Origin of the sequence: Erwinia persicina NBRC 102418 (genome assembly GCF_001571305.1) — a bacterium.
Lineage (GTDB): Bacteria > Pseudomonadota > Gammaproteobacteria > Enterobacterales > Enterobacteriaceae > Erwinia > Erwinia persicina.
Window position 1 is genome coordinate 85,213 of the sequence record NZ_BCTN01000011.1, and the last position, 16,599, is coordinate 101,811.

The 16,599-nt window shown below is 54.0% G+C and carries 17 protein-coding genes; 9 read left to right on the forward strand and 8 right to left on the reverse strand.

Annotated elements, in window-relative coordinates:
- The first annotated feature begins 116 nt into the window (after nucleotides 1-116).
- The 6 genes from EPE01S_RS13520 to EPE01S_RS13545 all read left to right on the forward strand — a co-directional run bounded on the left by EPE01S_RS13520 (nucleotide 117) and on the right by EPE01S_RS13545 (nucleotide 4,358).
- Entirely contained in the window at nucleotides 117-1,046 is a 930-nt protein-coding gene (locus EPE01S_RS13520; protein ID WP_062745958.1) for a tagatose-bisphosphate aldolase, read from the forward strand.
- On the forward strand, nucleotides 1,039-1,641 hold the full coding sequence (locus EPE01S_RS13525; protein ID WP_062745961.1) for a P-loop nucleotide/nucleoside kinase family protein: 603 nt from the start codon (nucleotides 1,039-1,041) through the stop codon (nucleotides 1,639-1,641). Before EPE01S_RS13520 ends, EPE01S_RS13525 begins: the two co-directional genes overlap by 8 nt.
- 209 nt (nucleotides 1,642-1,850) lie before the next feature.
- On the forward strand, nucleotides 1,851-2,294 hold the full coding sequence (locus EPE01S_RS13530; RefSeq protein ID WP_062745963.1) for a PTS sugar transporter subunit IIA: 444 nt from the start codon (nucleotides 1,851-1,853) through the stop codon (nucleotides 2,292-2,294).
- Nucleotides 2,295-2,375: 81 nt separating this feature from the next.
- Complete coding sequence (locus EPE01S_RS13535; protein WP_062745966.1) at nucleotides 2,376-2,675, forward strand: PTS sugar transporter subunit IIB; 300 nt, start codon at nucleotides 2,376-2,378, stop codon at nucleotides 2,673-2,675.
- A 97-nt stretch (nucleotides 2,676-2,772) separates the two neighbouring features.
- Entirely contained in the window at nucleotides 2,773-4,038 is a 1,266-nt protein-coding gene (locus EPE01S_RS13540) for a PTS sugar transporter subunit IIC (RefSeq protein WP_062745969.1), read from the forward strand.
- A gap of 17 nt (nucleotides 4,039-4,055) precedes the next feature.
- Nucleotides 4,056-4,358, forward strand: coding sequence for a hypothetical protein (locus tag EPE01S_RS13545; RefSeq protein ID WP_062745971.1), 303 nt, complete (start codon nucleotides 4,056-4,058; stop codon nucleotides 4,356-4,358).
- Nucleotides 4,359-4,529: 171 nt separating this feature from the next.
- On the opposite strand, the gene EPE01S_RS13550 is transcribed toward EPE01S_RS13545, so the two are convergent.
- The 5 genes from EPE01S_RS13550 to EPE01S_RS13570 form a co-directional block, all read right to left on the reverse strand.
- Nucleotides 4,530-5,972, reverse strand: coding sequence for a 6-phospho-beta-glucosidase (locus EPE01S_RS13550; RefSeq protein WP_062745975.1), 1,443 nt, complete (start codon nucleotides 5,970-5,972; stop codon nucleotides 4,530-4,532).
- A gap of 67 nt (nucleotides 5,973-6,039) precedes the next feature.
- The gene (locus EPE01S_RS13555) at nucleotides 6,040-7,467 is read right to left on the reverse strand and encodes a glycoside hydrolase family 1 protein (protein ID WP_062745977.1); all 1,428 of its coding nucleotides are present in this window, start codon (nucleotides 7,465-7,467) and stop codon (nucleotides 6,040-6,042) included.
- 86 nt (nucleotides 7,468-7,553) lie between these two features.
- A complete protein-coding gene (locus EPE01S_RS13560; protein WP_062745981.1) occupies nucleotides 7,554-7,877 on the reverse strand; it encodes a PTS lactose/cellobiose transporter subunit IIA in 324 nt (107 codons plus the stop codon).
- A complete protein-coding gene (locus EPE01S_RS13565; RefSeq protein WP_062745984.1) occupies nucleotides 7,877-9,199 on the reverse strand; it encodes a PTS sugar transporter subunit IIC in 1,323 nt (440 codons plus the stop codon). Before EPE01S_RS13565 ends, EPE01S_RS13560 begins: the two co-directional genes overlap by 1 nt.
- A complete protein-coding gene (locus tag EPE01S_RS13570) occupies nucleotides 9,196-9,519 on the reverse strand; it encodes a PTS sugar transporter subunit IIB (protein WP_062745986.1) in 324 nt (107 codons plus the stop codon). The genes EPE01S_RS13565 and EPE01S_RS13570 overlap by 4 nt, the downstream gene beginning before the upstream one ends.
- A 165-nt stretch (nucleotides 9,520-9,684) precedes the next feature.
- Between EPE01S_RS13570 and EPE01S_RS13575 the strand changes: the two genes are divergently transcribed.
- Together EPE01S_RS13575 and wzz(fepE) are read left to right on the forward strand one after the other, a co-directional pair.
- Entirely contained in the window at nucleotides 9,685-10,707 is a 1,023-nt protein-coding gene (locus EPE01S_RS13575; RefSeq protein WP_062745988.1) for a LacI family DNA-binding transcriptional regulator, read from the forward strand.
- Between the two features lie 290 nt (nucleotides 10,708-10,997).
- A complete protein-coding gene (wzz(fepE), locus tag EPE01S_RS13580) occupies nucleotides 10,998-12,140 on the forward strand; it encodes an LPS O-antigen length regulator Wzz(fepE) (RefSeq protein ID WP_062745990.1) in 1,143 nt (380 codons plus the stop codon).
- Between the two features lie 45 nt (nucleotides 12,141-12,185).
- On the opposite strand, the gene EPE01S_RS13585 is transcribed toward wzz(fepE), so the two are convergent.
- Genes EPE01S_RS13585 through EPE01S_RS13595 form a run of 3 tightly spaced genes read right to left on the reverse strand, consistent with a single transcriptional unit; the run spans nucleotide 12,186 to nucleotide 14,628 of the window.
- Nucleotides 12,186-13,481 (reverse strand): cytosine permease, encoded by a 1,296-nt coding sequence (locus EPE01S_RS13585; RefSeq protein ID WP_062745991.1) that lies wholly within the window; start codon nucleotides 13,479-13,481, stop codon nucleotides 12,186-12,188.
- 22 nt (nucleotides 13,482-13,503) lie between these two features.
- Nucleotides 13,504-14,193 (reverse strand): helix-turn-helix transcriptional regulator, encoded by a 690-nt coding sequence (locus EPE01S_RS13590; RefSeq protein WP_062745992.1) that lies wholly within the window; start codon nucleotides 14,191-14,193, stop codon nucleotides 13,504-13,506.
- Between the two features lie 24 nt (nucleotides 14,194-14,217).
- Nucleotides 14,218-14,628, reverse strand: coding sequence for a GNAT family N-acetyltransferase (locus EPE01S_RS13595; protein WP_062745994.1), 411 nt, complete (start codon nucleotides 14,626-14,628; stop codon nucleotides 14,218-14,220).
- 517 nt (nucleotides 14,629-15,145) lie between these two features.
- Between EPE01S_RS13595 and EPE01S_RS13600 the strand changes: the two genes are divergently transcribed.
- Nucleotides 15,146-16,597 carry a methyl-accepting chemotaxis protein gene (locus tag EPE01S_RS13600; RefSeq protein ID WP_062745996.1) on the forward strand — a complete coding sequence of 484 codons (1,452 nt, stop codon included), beginning with the start codon at nucleotides 15,146-15,148 and terminating at the stop codon, nucleotides 16,595-16,597.
- Nucleotides 16,598-16,599 lie beyond the last annotated feature (2 nt).

Here is a 16,599-nt window from a genome sequence, read left to right on the forward strand (position 1 = left end):
TGACAGGACTGGAGATTCACCCGCATCAGCCCGGCGTCGTGCACTCAGGCTAAAGGTAACTTTCGGGTCGTCGGTGACGGCTTTTTACCTGGTATCACTACAACGGAGCACATCTCATGTCACACATGTCCACTTCTGAACTGCGCGGTTATCAGCAAATTTGCGGCAGCAATGGCGCGATGCTGGTGATTGCCTGCGACCAGCGCGGTGCAATGCGTACCCTGTTAAGCGCCGATCCTGAACAGCAAAAATCCATCTCCGAGCAGCAGCTCGGCGGTATCAAAGCGGACATAACCCGCTATCTTGCCAGTCAGGCCTCCTGCGTGCTGGTGGATGCCGTCTGCGCGGTGCCGGACCTGGTGGATGACGGCATCATTGCCCGTGATACCGCCCTGCTGATCGGTCTGGATGCCTCCGGCTTTGACACCACGCCGGAGGGCTACCGGCATTCGCGTCTTGTTGAGGGCATCAGCGCCCGCCGCGTGCGCGAACTGGGCGGTAACGGGGGTAAAATTATGGTCTATTTACGTGCCGATCGCCCGGATGCCAATCAACATAACCTCGATATCCTGCGTCACTGCATTGAAGACTTTGCCCGTGAAGACCTGCTGCTGGTGGTGGAGTTTCTGACTTATCCACTCCCTGATGAAACAGATGAAGCCTATAAAAGCCGGGTGCCATCACTGATTTATGAGGGAACAAAACTGTCGCTGGCACTGGGAGCCAAAGTGCTGAAGATCCCGTATCCGGGGTCGGCTAAAGCCTGTGCCGATATCACGGCGCTTGCCGGTGATGTGCCGTGGGCCGTACTCTCTGCGGGTGTGGATCACAGCACCTTCCTGAAGCAGGTGGCGGATGCGATGAGCAACGGGGCTTCCGGCGTGATTGCCGGGCGGGCATTATGGAAAGACTGCATCTCGCTGGATCGCCGCGTCACCCGCGAAAAACTGGAAACCCTGGCGATCCCGCGACTACGCGAAATCCAGGCCGTTATCGGTCAGTATTTTCACCCCGGTGCCACAGAGGAAAAAGCCCGCCATGCCTGAGTCGTTCGTTTTGCCGCATTCCGTTCCACAGCCCGGGGGTAAAGGCCTGGTGATGGTGAACGGCGTACCCGCGTCGGGAAAAAGCCATATTGCCACCCGCCTGGCGACGGAAACCGGCTGGCCGCTGCTGACGCTGGATCAGATCAAAGAGCCGTTTATGCGTCAGATCGACGGGATCGATCGCCCGATGAACCGTAAGCTGGGCATTGCGGCTTATCAGGTCATCTGGTCGATTATTGCCGCCGCCCCGGCGGGCCATACCTTTATCGTCGATGCGTGGTTTGGCTTCCAGCCCAAAGCGGATCTGGCCGCTTTTATTCAGGCGGTAGGGATCGAACGTGTCGCGGAAGTCTGGTGTCAGATCCCCGGTGAGATGGCGGCACAGCGCTACAGCAGCCGGCTGGGCTCACGGTTACCGGGCCACCCGGGAGCGGAGTATGTGGCAGAACTGCAACAGCTGGCCGATTGCGCCGAGCCGATGCAACTGGGGCCGGTGTGGGTAGCCGATCAGCGGTGCGAGACTGACTTCACCCAATTGGTTCACTGGCTGCAGAAGAATATCGATCAGGTTGAGTTTCTACATTCACAGGGCTAACAATAACCAGGATTAATCCTGAATGTTGGCGGCCTATTTAATAGAGAGTGTAACCACTGGTTTAATTCGCCAGCGGATAACTATGGCTGTTAATATAATTAACTGATAATAAGTTATTTATTATTAAATAAGTCAACCCGATCACATTTTTATCTTTCTGCAAAAAGTATAGTGAATTAATGTTTGGGGTAATTAAAAGGCGACGAGGTATGTTAACCGACTGGATTAACCACAGTAATCTGACACTGTTAACGCATACTGATAACTGGCGAAAGGCGGTGGAGATTGCACTGCAACCGATGATCGATAATGGTGCCGTACAGCCCCGATACCTTAATGCTATTTATGATATGCATGAACAGATTGGCCCCTATTATGTGCTGGGTGAGGGTATTGCCATGCCTCATGCCCGACCAGAAGAAGGGGTGAATCATACGGCACTCTCGCTGTTAATTGTTTCCGAAGGCGTGAGTTTTGGCAGTGAAGATAATGACCCAGTGTATGTCATATTTGCCCTGGCCGCTGTCGACAGCCACTCACATATTGAAATGATCGCCAGCCTGTCTCAGCTTTTTTGTGAGGACAATGTGGTTGAACAGTTAAGGCAGGCACGGGATAAACCCGCGGTAATGAAGATTCTTCAACAGTTTTAAACCGCAACAGGGCAGGGATGCCCGTCATCATACCCGCAGTCAGTGGTCGCGGACTTACAGACACTTAATAAGGTATGCCTGATGAAAAAATTATCTATTCTGGCCGTATGCGGTGCCGGGCTTGGCAGCAGTTTTGCCTGCGAAATGAGTATTGAAGCGGCCCTGAAAGATCTGGGTGTGGATGCTGAATTATCACACTGTGATATTTCCAGTGCAACCTCCTCCCGTGCGGATATTATCATGACCGGAGAAAACTTCCGTTCACAGTTTCAGCATTACACAATCAATTCTACTATTATTTACCTTAAGCGCCTGGTAGATAAAAATGAAATAAAATTAAAACTAGAACCAATCCTGAAAGAGAAAGGCTATCTTATTTAATTTCCTTTTTAATCTAAACCTACATCCCTTTATTGTTAGCGCGATGTAATGTCGTATTAACAGAAAGGGTATCTGTGCCCAAAAACAGGGGAGTATTATGTCTTTCCTTACTTTTATTGTCCATGATGTGCTGGGGCAGGCGTCAATTCTTATTTCATTGATAGCCATGATCGGTCTGATCGCCCTGAAAAAAAGCCCGGGTCAGGTCATTACCGGCACATTAAAAACGTTACTGGGTTTTTTAGTCCTGCTCTCCGGTGCCAGTATTATTGTTGCCACCCTGACCTTCCTGGGCGATATCTTCCAGAAAGGCTTTAATATGCGGGGTGTTGTCACCGATGTTGGCTCTATTGCCGGTATCGCGCAGCAGACGCTGGGGCGCGAAACGGCATTGATTATGGTGGTCGCCTTTGTGGTTAACATCCTTATCGCCCGGCTGACGCGGTATAAGTACATCTTTCTGACCGGGCAGGCCTCCCTGTGGATGGCGACGGTGTGCTCGGTGATCGGCTATATGGGCGGGCTGCGCGGCGTGGAACTGATCCTGCTCGGCGGGGGGATCGCTGGCGTGATGGCGGTGCTGATGCCGGCAATTGCCCAGCCGATCGTGCGTAAGATCACCGGTGGGGATGATATTGCCCTTGGCCACTTCTGTACGATTGGCTATATGGTGCAGGCCGGGGTGGCGAAAGTCACCGGAGATGTCAGCAAGAGTACCGAAGATGTGGAGCTGCCGCAGGCGCTGTCATTCCTGCAGGATACCTATCTTTCGATGATGGTGGTGATGATCCCGATCTATCTGATTCCGGCGATTGCCGCTGGCCCGGAAGTGGTGGCGGCGTCATCTAACGGCGTCAATTATCTGGTCTACAGCTTCCTGCAGGCGATCCAGTTTGTAGTAGGGGTGTATGTGCTGCTGGCAGGGGTGCGCCTGCTGCTGGCTGAAATTGTTCCGGCGTTTCGCGGTATTGCGCTGCGCATTGTTCCGGATGCGGTTCCGGCCCTCGACTGCCCGGTGCTGTTTCCCTATGCACCGAATGCGGTGATTATCGGCTTTATTTCCACCACGGCCGGAGCGGTGATCGGGATGTTTCTGTTCCCGTGGGTGGGGCTGGCGATGATCCTGCCGGGGATGCTGACGAACTTCTTTGCTGGTGGCACCGCCGGGATCTTTGCTAACGCAGTCGGCGGGCGACGCGGAGCCATTATAGGCGGTGTGTTCCACGGGTTGTTTATTACGCTGCTGCCCGCCCTCCTCCTGCCGCTGCTTGGTCAGTACGGTTTCCAGAATGTCACCTTCAGCGACTCGGATGTGATCGGGGTCGGGCTGGTGTTCGGCCATATCCTTAACTTCTTTCACTAACTGATTCAGGAGGCTTTATGGATGCGATTGATAAGATCTTACAACAGGCATTACCGGCTAAAGCCTGTGCCGAGGCGTTGAATGAGCTGGGTAAGCAATTTATGGCACAGGAGGACAGCGACAGCGCCATTCAGTGCTGGGAGGAGAGTATGTCGCGCTACGGCAAACCGGGTTTTGCCCAGGCACAACTGATGAAAGCTTACAACGCCAAACGCCGCGCCTGTTCGCAGGCGGGTGACGGTCAGGGCGTGGAGCGCTACTCGGAAAAAATCGACGGACTGATGCAGCAGAGTAAGGACGCGATCCGCTACGGGTTTTGAAAGGCGATGCTGGCGGTGGTGCCGCTGAACCGCATCGGTACGCCTGACTGCGTGCTGAACCTGACGGGATGCTGCTGGCCGGACTGTGATGGGATCTGCAGCGGTCAGCAGGTGAGACAGGGGCGTTACCGGGGGGACCTTCTTTTTCGGTCGCCCCGGTTTTAAACCCTGTTACAGATCTGCGCCGTTGCTGGTAATCACCTGCTTATACCAGTTGAAGCTTTTCTTTTTCGAACGGGCCATCGTGCCGGTGCCGTCGTCGTTTTTATCCACGTGAATAAAGCCGTAACGTTTGTTGTACTGGCCGGTGGTGAACGATACGCAGTCCAGGCAGCCCCACGGGGTGTACCCCATCAGATCCACGCCATCTTCCAGTACCGCAATTTTCATCTGCTCGATATGGGCTTTCAAATAGGCGATGCGGTAGTCATCATTGATCTGGCCGTCGGCTTCAACGGTGTCGTAGGCACCAAAGCCGTTTTCAACGATAAACATCGGCTTCTGATAGCGTTCCCAGAAGGCATTCAGCGTATAACGCAGGCCTACCGGGTCAATCTGCCAGCCCCAGTCGGACGCTTTGACATGCGGGTTCGGACGGCTGCCCGGGAAGCCTTCGATATGGCGTCCGTCGTCGCTGTCTTTGGCCGAGAACTGCACCGCATTACTCATGTAGTAGCTGAAGCCCAGGTAGTCAGCACAGCCGTCGCGCAGGTCCTGCTCATCCCCGGGCTGCATCTCAATCTGGTAGCCTTTACGTTCCCACTCTTTCAGGATGTAGGAGGGGTAGTAGCCGCGCAGATGCACGTCACCGAACAGGTAGCGCTCACGCATCGACTCCTGCGCAAACATCACATCGTCCGGGTGGCATGACCACGGGTAGAGCGGGACGATGGCCAGCATACAGCCGATCTGCAGGTCAGGATTAATCTGGTGGCCCAGCTTCACCACCTGCGCACTGGCCACAAACTGGTGATGCAGCACCTGATACATCGCCTGCTCGGGTTGTTCATGCTCGTTAAAAATCACCCCGGAGTTACAGTAGCCAAACAGCGGGTAGCGCCAGTTACGCTGATTGTTGATCTCGTTAAAGGTCATCCAGTATTTCACTTTATGCTGATAGCGTTTCAGCACCACTTCGCTGTAGCGCACAAAGAAGTCCACCACTTTGCGGTTCAGCCAGCCGCCGTACTCTTTCACCAGATGCACCGGCATCTCGAAGTGGGACAGGGTGATCACCGGCTCGATACCGTGCTTCAGCAGTTCGTCAAACAGGTCATCATAGAACTTCAGCCCTTCTTCATTAGGCTCCTGTTCGTCACCTTTAGGGAAAATGCGTGTCCAGGCGATCGACGTACGGAAACACTTAAAGCCCATCTCGGCAAACAGCGCGATGTCTTCTTTATAACGATGGTAAAAATCCACCGCCAGGTGGTTAGGGTAGTGGTGCGCCGGATCAATACCGTCGGTGATCACCCGGTCAACGCCGTGCGCACCGCCGGACAGGACATCGACAATACAGGGACCCTTACCGCCCTGATCCCAGCCGCCTTCCACCTGGTGTGCTGCGACCGCGCCGCCCCATAAAAAATCTTTTGGTAATTGCTGCTCTGACATAATCTGTCCTTTCTGGTGAGATTAACAACGTCTGTAAAAAAACCGCGCCGCAGGGGCACGGTGAGAATTAATAATCGATCGCTTTATCTAAGTTGGCGCCGTTGGTGTTGATCACCCGCTGATACCAGCTGAAGCTTTTCTTACGGTAACGAGCCAGATCTTTCAGATCGTGTTCGTCACGGTTGACGTAGATAAAACCATAACGCTTGCTGATCCCCTGATGGGTGCTGACCAGATCGATCGCCGACCACGGACAGTAACCGAAGATCTCCACGCCATCGCTGATGGCTAACTGCAGTTGCGCCAGATGATCGCTGAGGTAAGCAATGCGATAGTCATCATAGATCTTATTGCCCGCCGCCAGCTCGTCGAACGCCCCCAGGCCGTTTTCGGTGACAATCAGCGGCAGGTGGTAACGGTCGTAGATCTCACGTGCGGTAATGCGGAAGCCAACGGGGTCAACGTACCAGTTAAACTGGTTTTTCTTCAGGTGCGGGTTATTGGTGCCGACGTACACGCTTTTATCAATGCCCGCCATCTGCTGGTCCACTTTCTGCATTCCTTCCCCTTCGCTGCCCAGTTCGGCGGCGACGGTGGCAGAGGCATAGTAGTTAAAGGCAATAAAGTCCGGCTTCGCCTGTTTCAGCAGCGTCATATCGCCCTCGGTGATGGTGGGCAGCCAGCCTTTTTCCTGCATAAAGCGCCAGGCGATGGTGTTGTAACGGCCATAGCAGGCGAGGTCGAGGTACAGCCAGTTGCGAATCGAGGTAAAGTTATTGGCTGCCAGCATGTCTTCCGGCTTGGCACTGGCCGGATAAACGCAGGAAATATTCGGGGCCGGGCCGATTTTTGCCGCCGGCAGCATCTCGTGGCAGGCGATCATCGCCCGCGCCTGGGCCAGCATCATATGGTGATTCTGTTGATACAGGGTCTTATGCGGATCAGGCGTTCCCTCCGGTAGCGTACCGATGACGTCCCCTTTAAGGATCATCATGTTCTGCTCATTGATGGTCAGCCAGTATTTCACCCGGTCGCCAAACAGCGCGAAGCAGGTACGGGCAAAATGTTCAAAGGCGGTAATCGTGGCCGGATCTGACCAGCCGCCTTTCACCTGAAGCGCCCACGGCAGGTCAAAGTGATACAGCGTGACCAGCGGCTCAATCCCCTTATCGGTCAGGGCGGTGATCAGCTGCTGATAGAACTCAACGCCTTTAGCATTAATTTCCCCGGTTCCCTGCGGAAACAGCCGGCTCCAGGAGATCGACAGGCGGTAGGTTTTCAGGCCCAGTTCAGCGAACAGTGCCACATCCTCAGCGAAGCGATGGTAGTGATCGCTGGTGACGGTAAAATCAGTCAGGCGCGGATCAAAACGGGCTTTATCAATGACCGACGGCCCTTTACCGTCCTGGTCTGAAGCGCCTTCAACCTGATAGGCCGAGGTCGACGCTCCCCATAAAAATCCGTCAGGGAAGGGCGTAAGCTCACGATATTGCATCCTGTTCTCCTTGCGTTTTGGACGGGGCAGGCGTGCCTGACTCCCGGGGGACGAAATTGTCTGTCACGGGCTGGCGGAATAAAGGGTCAGCCCTTTTGTTTCAGTGCCTGGACTTCGCGATGCAGAAGGATGATCTCTTCGGCCAGTTCGCGGCACAGCATGGCGTTCATCAGATGGTCCTGCGCATGCACCAGAATCAGGTTGACCGGCACCTTACCCACCCCCTCGTCAGCACCGATCAGTGCCGTCTGGATTTTATGCGCCGCCTTTGCGGCGGCCCCTGCGGCAGCCAGTTGGGCATCCGCTTCCTGCCAGTCATAACTGCGTGCAGCGCGCAGCGCCTGCATGGAGCATGAGCGGGCTTCACCGGCATGAATGATCAGCTCCATCACCGTTGTTTCCATATCCATTATCGGTTCTCCACGGCGTTCAGTTCGGCTTCTGCCGGAGTGGGTTTTTCCTGTTTTAACAGCTCGCGTTCGTACATTTTGAAGAAGGGATAGTAAATCAGCGTCGAGACCACAATCAGCACGCCGACCAGAATCACCGCACGGAAGTCCCAGCCGGTGGACCAGGCGGCACCAATCGGGCCGGGGGTCGTCCACGGGGCCAGCGACACCACGTGGTTCACCAGATCGGTACGCGTCGCCACCCAGGCAATGATCGCATTGACCAGTGGGGCGGTGATAAAGGGAATAAACAGCAGCGGGTTCATCACTACCGGGGAACCAAAGATAATCGGCTCGTTAATGTTAAACATGCTGGGAACCAGGCCCAGCTTACCGATAGAACGAAGATGTGCTGAACGGCTGCGCAGATACAGGAACACCAGCCCCATGGTGGAGCCAGACCCACCAACGACAATAAAGAACTGCCAGAAGGGTTCGATAAAGATCTGCGTAATCGGTTCACCGGCATTCAGCGCCTGCTGGTTAATCCCAAGATTGGTCAGCCAGAAGGCCTGCAATATGCCGCCAACGATCACCGCGCCGTGGATACCGGCAAACCACAGCAGGTGGCAGAGCAGCACGGCAATCAGCACCGCAGGCAGTGAGTCAGACGCCGAGATGATTGGCTTGAAGAGCGCCATAATCGCCTGCGGTAACAGCATGCCGAACTGATCCTGCACCAGCAGGCTGAGTGGGAACAGCGTCAGGAAAATCGCCAGAATCGGGATCAGCAGGTCAAACGACTGGCGGATTTTGGGGGGAACCTGCTCCGGCAGCTTAAAGCCAATATGGTGTTTCTGCAGGAAGTGCATCAGTTCGGTGGAATAGAGGCTGACGATAATCGCCGTAAAGATGCCTTCTCCGCCCAGCGATCCCACCGGCAGGGCACCGTTGCTCTGGGGGGACGCCACTAACAGGAATGACATCAGCGACAGACAGGCAGCCATAAAGCCATTCATCTTATAGCTGATTGCCAGGTTATAGGCGATGGCGGCGGCGATATACACCGCCATGATGCCCATGGTCATGTTGTACGGCATCATGATCTGCGCGGAATGACGCTCGACCATCCCCAGCCACCAGCGGGCAAAGGCCCACTGGCTGTCGGCACCAAACGGCGGATGGGCGAACAGCAGCATAAACGAACCCACAATCAGGAACGGCATCGAGGAGATAAACCCGTCTTTGATTGCCACCACGTGGCGCTGGCTGGACAGCCTTGCCGCGATGGGGCTGATCCGGTTCTCTATCACGCCGAACAGAGACTCGCTGAAGCGACTCATTGCTGGGGCCCGCCGTTCTGGATCATCGCCAGCGCTTCCGTGAGGATCTTTTCACCGTTCATCATGCCGTAATCCATGGTATTGATGACCGCAATAGGCTTATTCAGCTCATCAGCCAGCGGCTTAAAATCCACCAGCTTATATTTAATTTGTGGGCCCAGCAGACAGCAATCGTAGTCGGCTATTCGCTCATTAAACTCATCCAGACCGACGGCATTAATCTCTACAGCAATCCCTTTTTCTTTAGCGGATTTTTCCATCCGCTGGACGACCATACTGGTAGACATACCTGCAGCACAACAGAGTAAGATTTTATTCATGGTTGTTCTCCGGTCTGGGTTTCCTTAATAAATAGCCGAAAGGAACCCGTTTCTGCAACCGGTTTCATATTCATTAATTTGTTCTGTGAGCAGGATCGCAAAGGTATGGGAGTACGATAAAACAGGCTATTATGACCACAAGAGTTTCGCTTTCAGGATGCCACAATGATTACCATGCTGGACGTTGCAAAAAAGGCGGGCGTATCAAAAGCGACTGTATCCCGGGTGCTGGCGGGAAACAGTTACGTCAGCAAGAGCACGCAGGAAAGAGTTTTTAAAGCCATTGAAGAGACCGGTTATCGGCCGAATTTACTCGCGCGTAACCTGGCGACCAGCAAATCGCAAAATATTGGGCTGGTGGTGACGAATACGCTGTATAACGGCCCCTATTTTAGCGAGCTGTTATTCCAGGCGGCAACGTTAACGGAACAGCATGGCAGACAGCTGCTGCTGGCAGACGGCAAACATGACGCCCGTCAGGAGCGTCAGGCTATTGAGTTTTTACTCGATCTGCGCTGTGATGCGATTATTATTTATCCGCGTTTTCTCAATACCATCGAACTTGACGAGATTATTGAAAAAACCCATAAACCCATTATCGTCGTCAATCGTCAGCTGGAAAAACACCCCGAACACTGTGTGATCGCGGCGCATGAGCAGAACACGTTTGATGCCGTCAATTATCTGGTTTCCCGGGGCCATCGTGATATCGCCTTTATTTCCGGCTCACCCGATTCACCGACCGGTAACAGCCGCCTGAACGGCTATACGCAGGCCCTGCGGGCGCATCATATTGCCTTTAATGCCCAGCGTCTGGCGCAGGGAAGCTGGTCATTACAGAGTGGCTATGAGGCGGGGCTGGCGCTGCTGGAGCAGGGCGCTGAATTTACCGCGCTGGTGGCCAGCAACGATGACATGGCGATTGGTGCGGCTAAGGCGCTGTCTGCCGCCGGTAAGCGTATTCCGCAGGATGTTTCCCTGCTCAGTTTCGATGATATTCCCATGGCCGCGTTTTTTGTTCCGCCGCTGACTACCGTCCATGTGCCGGTCGGGGAGATGATTATGCATACGCTGGAGAAACTGGTAATGATGCTGGATGGCAAGCCTGCAGAGCCCTTGCCGGCGTTTAACGGTCAGCTGATCGTACGTGATTCCGTGGTGGCCGGCCCCTATCTGGGACGCACCTGACCTCCTCCGGGCCGGGACTGGATGGGGTTGAACAGGCTGTTTGCCTGTCTGAAAAATATCCCCGTCATACAGAGGTTCTGACTGAACCTTAATAACACAGGGTTATTATTGGGTTAAATAATATTTCCCCGGACAGGTATTTCATCCCCGCATTTGTATTGATTTGACGTGAAAATGACATGATAATACGCGGGCAAAAATCTCTGTTAATTCACTGAACGTTGTATGGAAATACGATGCATTTATGCTATCGGTTTTCCTGTACCCGGTCGCCTTAAAGGAATGGAATCATGAGTGACATCAAAATGGATGATATTTCATCTGCACGCCCTGGTAATCAGGCACTGAAGCCTTATGTGCATCAGGACGATGAACTCGATCTGCTGGGGTTACTGAGTATTCTGCTTAACCGTAAGTTTTTCGTGATTGCGATTACCGGACTGGCCGTGCTGGCCGGGGCGGGCATGAGTTATCTGATTCCGCAGCGCTGGACCAGTTCCGCCGTGCTGGTGCCCGCAGAGGCACCACAGTTGCGTAGTATGGAAAAAATCCTGACCGAACTGAACGTACTGGATATTAAAACGGATATCACCCCTGACTCGCTGCTGTCTGATTTTATGCGTAACTTTGATTCGCGCAGCCTGCGCGAGAAATATCTGGTTAATACCACTTATTTTAAAGAGCTGGCAAAAGACAAAGCAGATACACCGGATACACGTAACCGGCTGGTGAATGCCATTTTGCAGGGAAATATCGATTCGCACAGCTCCGTGCAAGATAAAGATGCCGCGAAAAAAGAGTATCGCTACTACGAAATTAAATACACTGCCGAAAACCCCGTTGCCGCCCGCGATCTGCTGGAGGGGTACATTAATTATGTTTCGGATGTGGTGCAGAGTGAGTTACATCAGCGCATCAACTACCAGATTGATATGCTGAAAGGCAAAGCCATCGGACAATATAATCTGGATGTCAGCCGTGCCGAAAACGCCCACCGAATCAAACTGGAACGTTTGCAATACGCGCTGCAGATTGCTAACTCCGCCGGGCTGAAGCAGCCGTCGTGGAGCAATGGCCGTACCATTCAGGATGACCCGGACTTTTCAGTGACCCTGGGCGCGGATGGCCTGGCGCGCAAACTTCAGATTGAGCAGGCGATCTCCGATCCTGCCCGGCTGAGTGCCGACTTACAGAACCGCCGGCTGTATATTGAAAAACTGAACGCGGTGAAAATTAATGAGCTGCACGTTGAGCCGTTCAAATACATGCGTGCGCCCTATGAGCCTATCCAGCGTGATGCGCCAAAACGGTCGCTGATTGTTCTGCTGTTTGGTCTGGCAGGCCTCATCGCCAGCTGCAGCTACGTGCTGCTGAACCATGCGATGAAAAATCGCAGTCAGCCTGTTGATCTCCTGCCGAAACGCCTGAACTAAGCGGCTATCCGGGCAGCGCATAGCGCTGCTGCCCGGCTCACCTGTTTACACGGCCGGAGTGACTGCCCGCTTGCGCAGTGCCAGGCACAGCACATAATAAATGACGCACGAAACCAGCAGCGAATTGATTGTTGGCACCCCCCATTCGGTCACCAGGCCAATCACACTGCCAATCAGCGTGGCGATAATCGCCGTCCAGCCAATCACCGGCGTTTCGCTTTCATTCGGTAATTTTCCCTCAGCCCGGCTTCTGTCCAGCACGGCACGATGGGAACGCAGCAGCAGGTAATCAACCAGCATAATGCCGAGGATCGGCGGGAATACCACGCCCAGTACGGTGAGGAAATCGACGAAGCGGTCAAGGATGCCCAGTACTGAAAGCAGCGTACCTAACACACCAATGGCCAGCGTGGTGTGACGATATTGCAGCTTCCTGCCACTGATACCTTCCACGGCGTTAATCACCCCCAGGGAAGAGGAGTAGAGGTTAAGATCGTTCACGCGCAGCGTGGAGAGGATCACCACCAGCAGTCCGACGCCGCCCGCCACCTGTGACATGATGGTCACCACATCGGCGGTTTGCAGCGTACGGGCAATCATGATCGCCAGGCCGTTAACGATAAACTCACCGGCAATAATGGTCAGCAGCGTCACGCCAGCGACATGCTTAGACGATCGGGAATAGCGCGTCAGATCCGGCGTCATCAGGCTGGCCACAATCGCGCCGCCCACCACCATGGTGATTGCTGCACTGATGGTCAGCGGGCTGCCCGTCGGTGGCAGATCAATAATCTGTTGCAGGGTATGCCCGGACAATGTCTGGAAAGATATAAAACCGACCAGGCAGATAAACAGTGGTACCGCGATACGCGCCGTGACGCGCAGCGCTTTGAAACCGAAGGTCACCAGCACGGTCAGCAGCAGACCGGAAAGCGTAGCGGCCAGCGGGAAGCCCAGTACGCCACCGAGGGCGAAATTCAGCGATTTGGCAAAGATGGCATTCTGAATGCCAAACCAGCCCAGCAGGCTGACGGCTACCACCAGCCCAATCAGGACGGAACCAATCCGACCGAAGCCACACCAGCGGGCCAGCAGACTGCCTGAGATCCCTTCTTTCATCCCGGCGTAGCCCAGACCGAAGGTAACAATACCAAAAATCACGCTCCCGGCCAGGATGGCCAGAAAGGCCGAGGCGAGACTCATGGAGTCGCCCAGCACCGCGCCCAGCATAAACTGGTCAAGTGCGGTCAGCATGCCCATGTGGACAACGGCAACGCTTAAAAAAGAGACGCGTTTATTCTCAGGCACGCGACTGAGTGGGTAATCTTCAATACGAATCAAGTTGAGTTTCCTTCGCAAAAAATTAAATAAACTGGATGCCCTTTTCGATCAGACGATCCGGTATAAAATTATCTAACCCAGCCTGGCGACAATATTCTTCAAACTGGCTCAGTGTATGCACCCCGGCCTTCTGATAGATGTTATAGATGCGGTTTTCTACCGTGCGGTGGCTGAGGTTATAAATCCGGGCAATCTCCTTCGTTGATAAGCGTTGCAGCATCAGAAACAGCGTATCCAGTTCGGAACGGGTAAACAGGTTATTGCTGACTTCGGTGGTCAGTACCCCGGGTTTTTGCTGTGTGATGTACTTCAGGGGGGACATGGTATCCAGCAGTTTCGCATTCCAGGCGATGCCAATGAATTCACCGGCTGCATCATGCAGGGGGATCTTCTCGCTCACGTAGGGCGTTAAGCTTTTCTGGCCGAACCAGTAATGGGTTTCAATCACCGCTACGCGTCCGTTGGAGGCCAGTGTCCGGCGATCGTGCTCGATCAGCGCCTCTTCACACTCGGCCCAGGAGGCAGGAAAGTCGCTGTCCAGCTGGCCTTCAATATTGAATTTCTGCGGCGTATTGGTGTAAAGATACGCCGCTTTATTCATATAAAGATGGCGGGATTCAGGATCTTTAATGCCCCAGGGTTCGGATAAGTGTTCCATCATGGCAATCAGTGCGCTGAAGTCTGACCGTGCTTTATCATCCGGCAATTCCATTTTCCCCCCTGAGGACTGTCTCTGTTAAATCTTTTTCGCCAGGTAGTGACGGGTATGCAGGTGTGCATAATCGCCAAGCTCACCATAGTCCGTATAGCCTAACTTCTCGTAAAACCCTTTTGCCTGGAAATCGAAGGTGTCCACGTAAGCCATATGACAGCCACGCTGTCTGGCTTCTTCTTCTGCCGCCAGCATCAGATCGCGGCCCACACCCTGGCCCCGGCAGGCGTCGCTGACCCACAGATACTGGACTTCCAGCCCACCCCACCAGGTTCTTGCAACCAGGCCTGCCGTAATCTGCTGATTTTCATCACGCTGGGTCAGGAAAAGCGGGTGGATATCCACGGGTGTCGTTTTCGCATTGTGCTGCCACAGGCTGTCGATGACGAACGCCTCATCGGCGGCAGATGGACGATCGGTAACGGTAATTTTCATTGGCCTCATGCTCTCATTATTCGAATAATAATTAATAAGATTACTTGTACATTACCAATGCGTAATTATCATTTTAATTCGTCGGTGACAAGAGTGTTTTCCCCCCTTACTCCGGCGTGGAAAAACGCTTATGGTATGCATCACGGACGGCACTGCTCTGCAGACACGACTAATATCCTGTCGTCCTTCCAATTTGGCAAGGCAATCTTTAGCCTCACCAGGGAAAATTACACAGCACGCCTCTTTTTCAGCGACCAAAACAGCGGCGGATGAAAAAGCGATAAATAAAGAAGTCTGATGCTGATGAAGGTTGTCACTTCAGTAAATCTTTTCAAAGTATCTGTTTTAACAAAAAAGCCGCTCACTGAGCGGCTTTTTTTACAGCCCGCTTTCCCGTCCGATCCCCTCCTGCCGTTCCTGCCGACTCCGACATGTTAAAAACCAGTAAAGTTTGTAATGGTTTCTGCCGTTAATACTGTTTTAAGGATGCTTACTCTATATTGACAGGGAGACCAGTATGATCGACGCATCGTTAACGCCGGCCACTGCCGGGAAGAATGAGATTCTTTCTCTGGAGAAAATCTGGCGGCAGGCTGACTTTCTGATGCTTTTCCTGTCATGGGGAATGTGGGGCATCGCCTGCATAGTGGGATGGCTGATGGGGTCATTCCTGCTGGCATTGACCGTTGGTGGGGCGCTGGCCATCATTGCCACCCTGATCCGTTTTGCCGGGCCTGGGCGTCTCTTTACCCGGCTGTGGTTTGCCTTTACCCTGCTCGCTTTCTCTGCCCTGTTAATTCAGCTGAGGAAAGGCGAGGTTGAGTACCACTTCTTTATCTTTGTTCTTCTTTCTGCCTTACTGGCCTATCGCGATTATCGTCCACTGCTGATGGGGGCGGCTACTGCTGCCGTTCACCACACCCTGTTTAACTACTTACAGGAAAATGACCTTTACGGCATCGTCTGCTTTACGCATCCCGGCTTTCATATGGTGGTGTTTCACGCCATTTTTGTTGTAGCGCAGACAGCGATCCTGATCTTTATCGCCCACCGCATGGCGGCGGATGCCCGGGCAGCCTGTGAGGTGGCAAAACTGGCCGCGTGGATCAATCGTGAGCCAGGTCGTCTGACCCTGGCGCAGGCAGATAGCCGCAGCAAAACCGTGTTTGCCCGCACCTTCAGCAGTACGCTGGGCACCATGCGCGGTACCCTGAATCAGGTGAGTGAAGGGGTCAGCACCCTGCGCGAGGAGTCGGACAGTATTCTGCAGCGTAACGCTGCGCTTTCGCAGCGAACCGACGAGCAGGCCCGCGCACTGGCGGTGGCCACCGGGGCGATGGAGCAGATGAGCACCGCGGCGGCAATCACCAGCGAAAAGACCCATGCGGCACAGCAGCTGGTGCAGGGGGCAAACCGGGTGGCACTGCACGGCGGGGAAAGTATTGCCTCTGCGGTCAGTTCGATGGCGCAGATAGAGCAGGAGTCGCAGCGTATCAATGTCATCCTTGAACTGATTGACAGCATTGCATTCCAGACCAATATTCTGTCGCTGAACGCCTCGGTCGAAGCCGCAAATGCCGGTCAGCACGGAAAGGGCTTTGCCGTGGTGGCGTCAGAAGTGCGTATCCTGGCCGGACGGTGCGAAAATGCGGCGAAAGATATCCGGCACCTTATCTCCACCTCTGTTGAACGTACCCGGAGCGGAACCGAACAGGTCGCTGCGGCGGGCGAAACCATGCAGGAAATAATTCATACCATTAACGGTCTCAACGATCTGGTACGCGAGCTGGCCGGGATGAATGACCAGCAGCTCAGTCGTATTACGCAGATGAAGGAGAGTGTGGAGAGCATCGATCTCAGCGTGCAGCATAACCAGCAGCACGTTGCCGAAACACTGGAAGTGGCACAGCAGCAGCAGCGCCAGGCAGAAGCGGTACAGCAGGCGATCGCGGTGTTCCGCTTCACCTGATA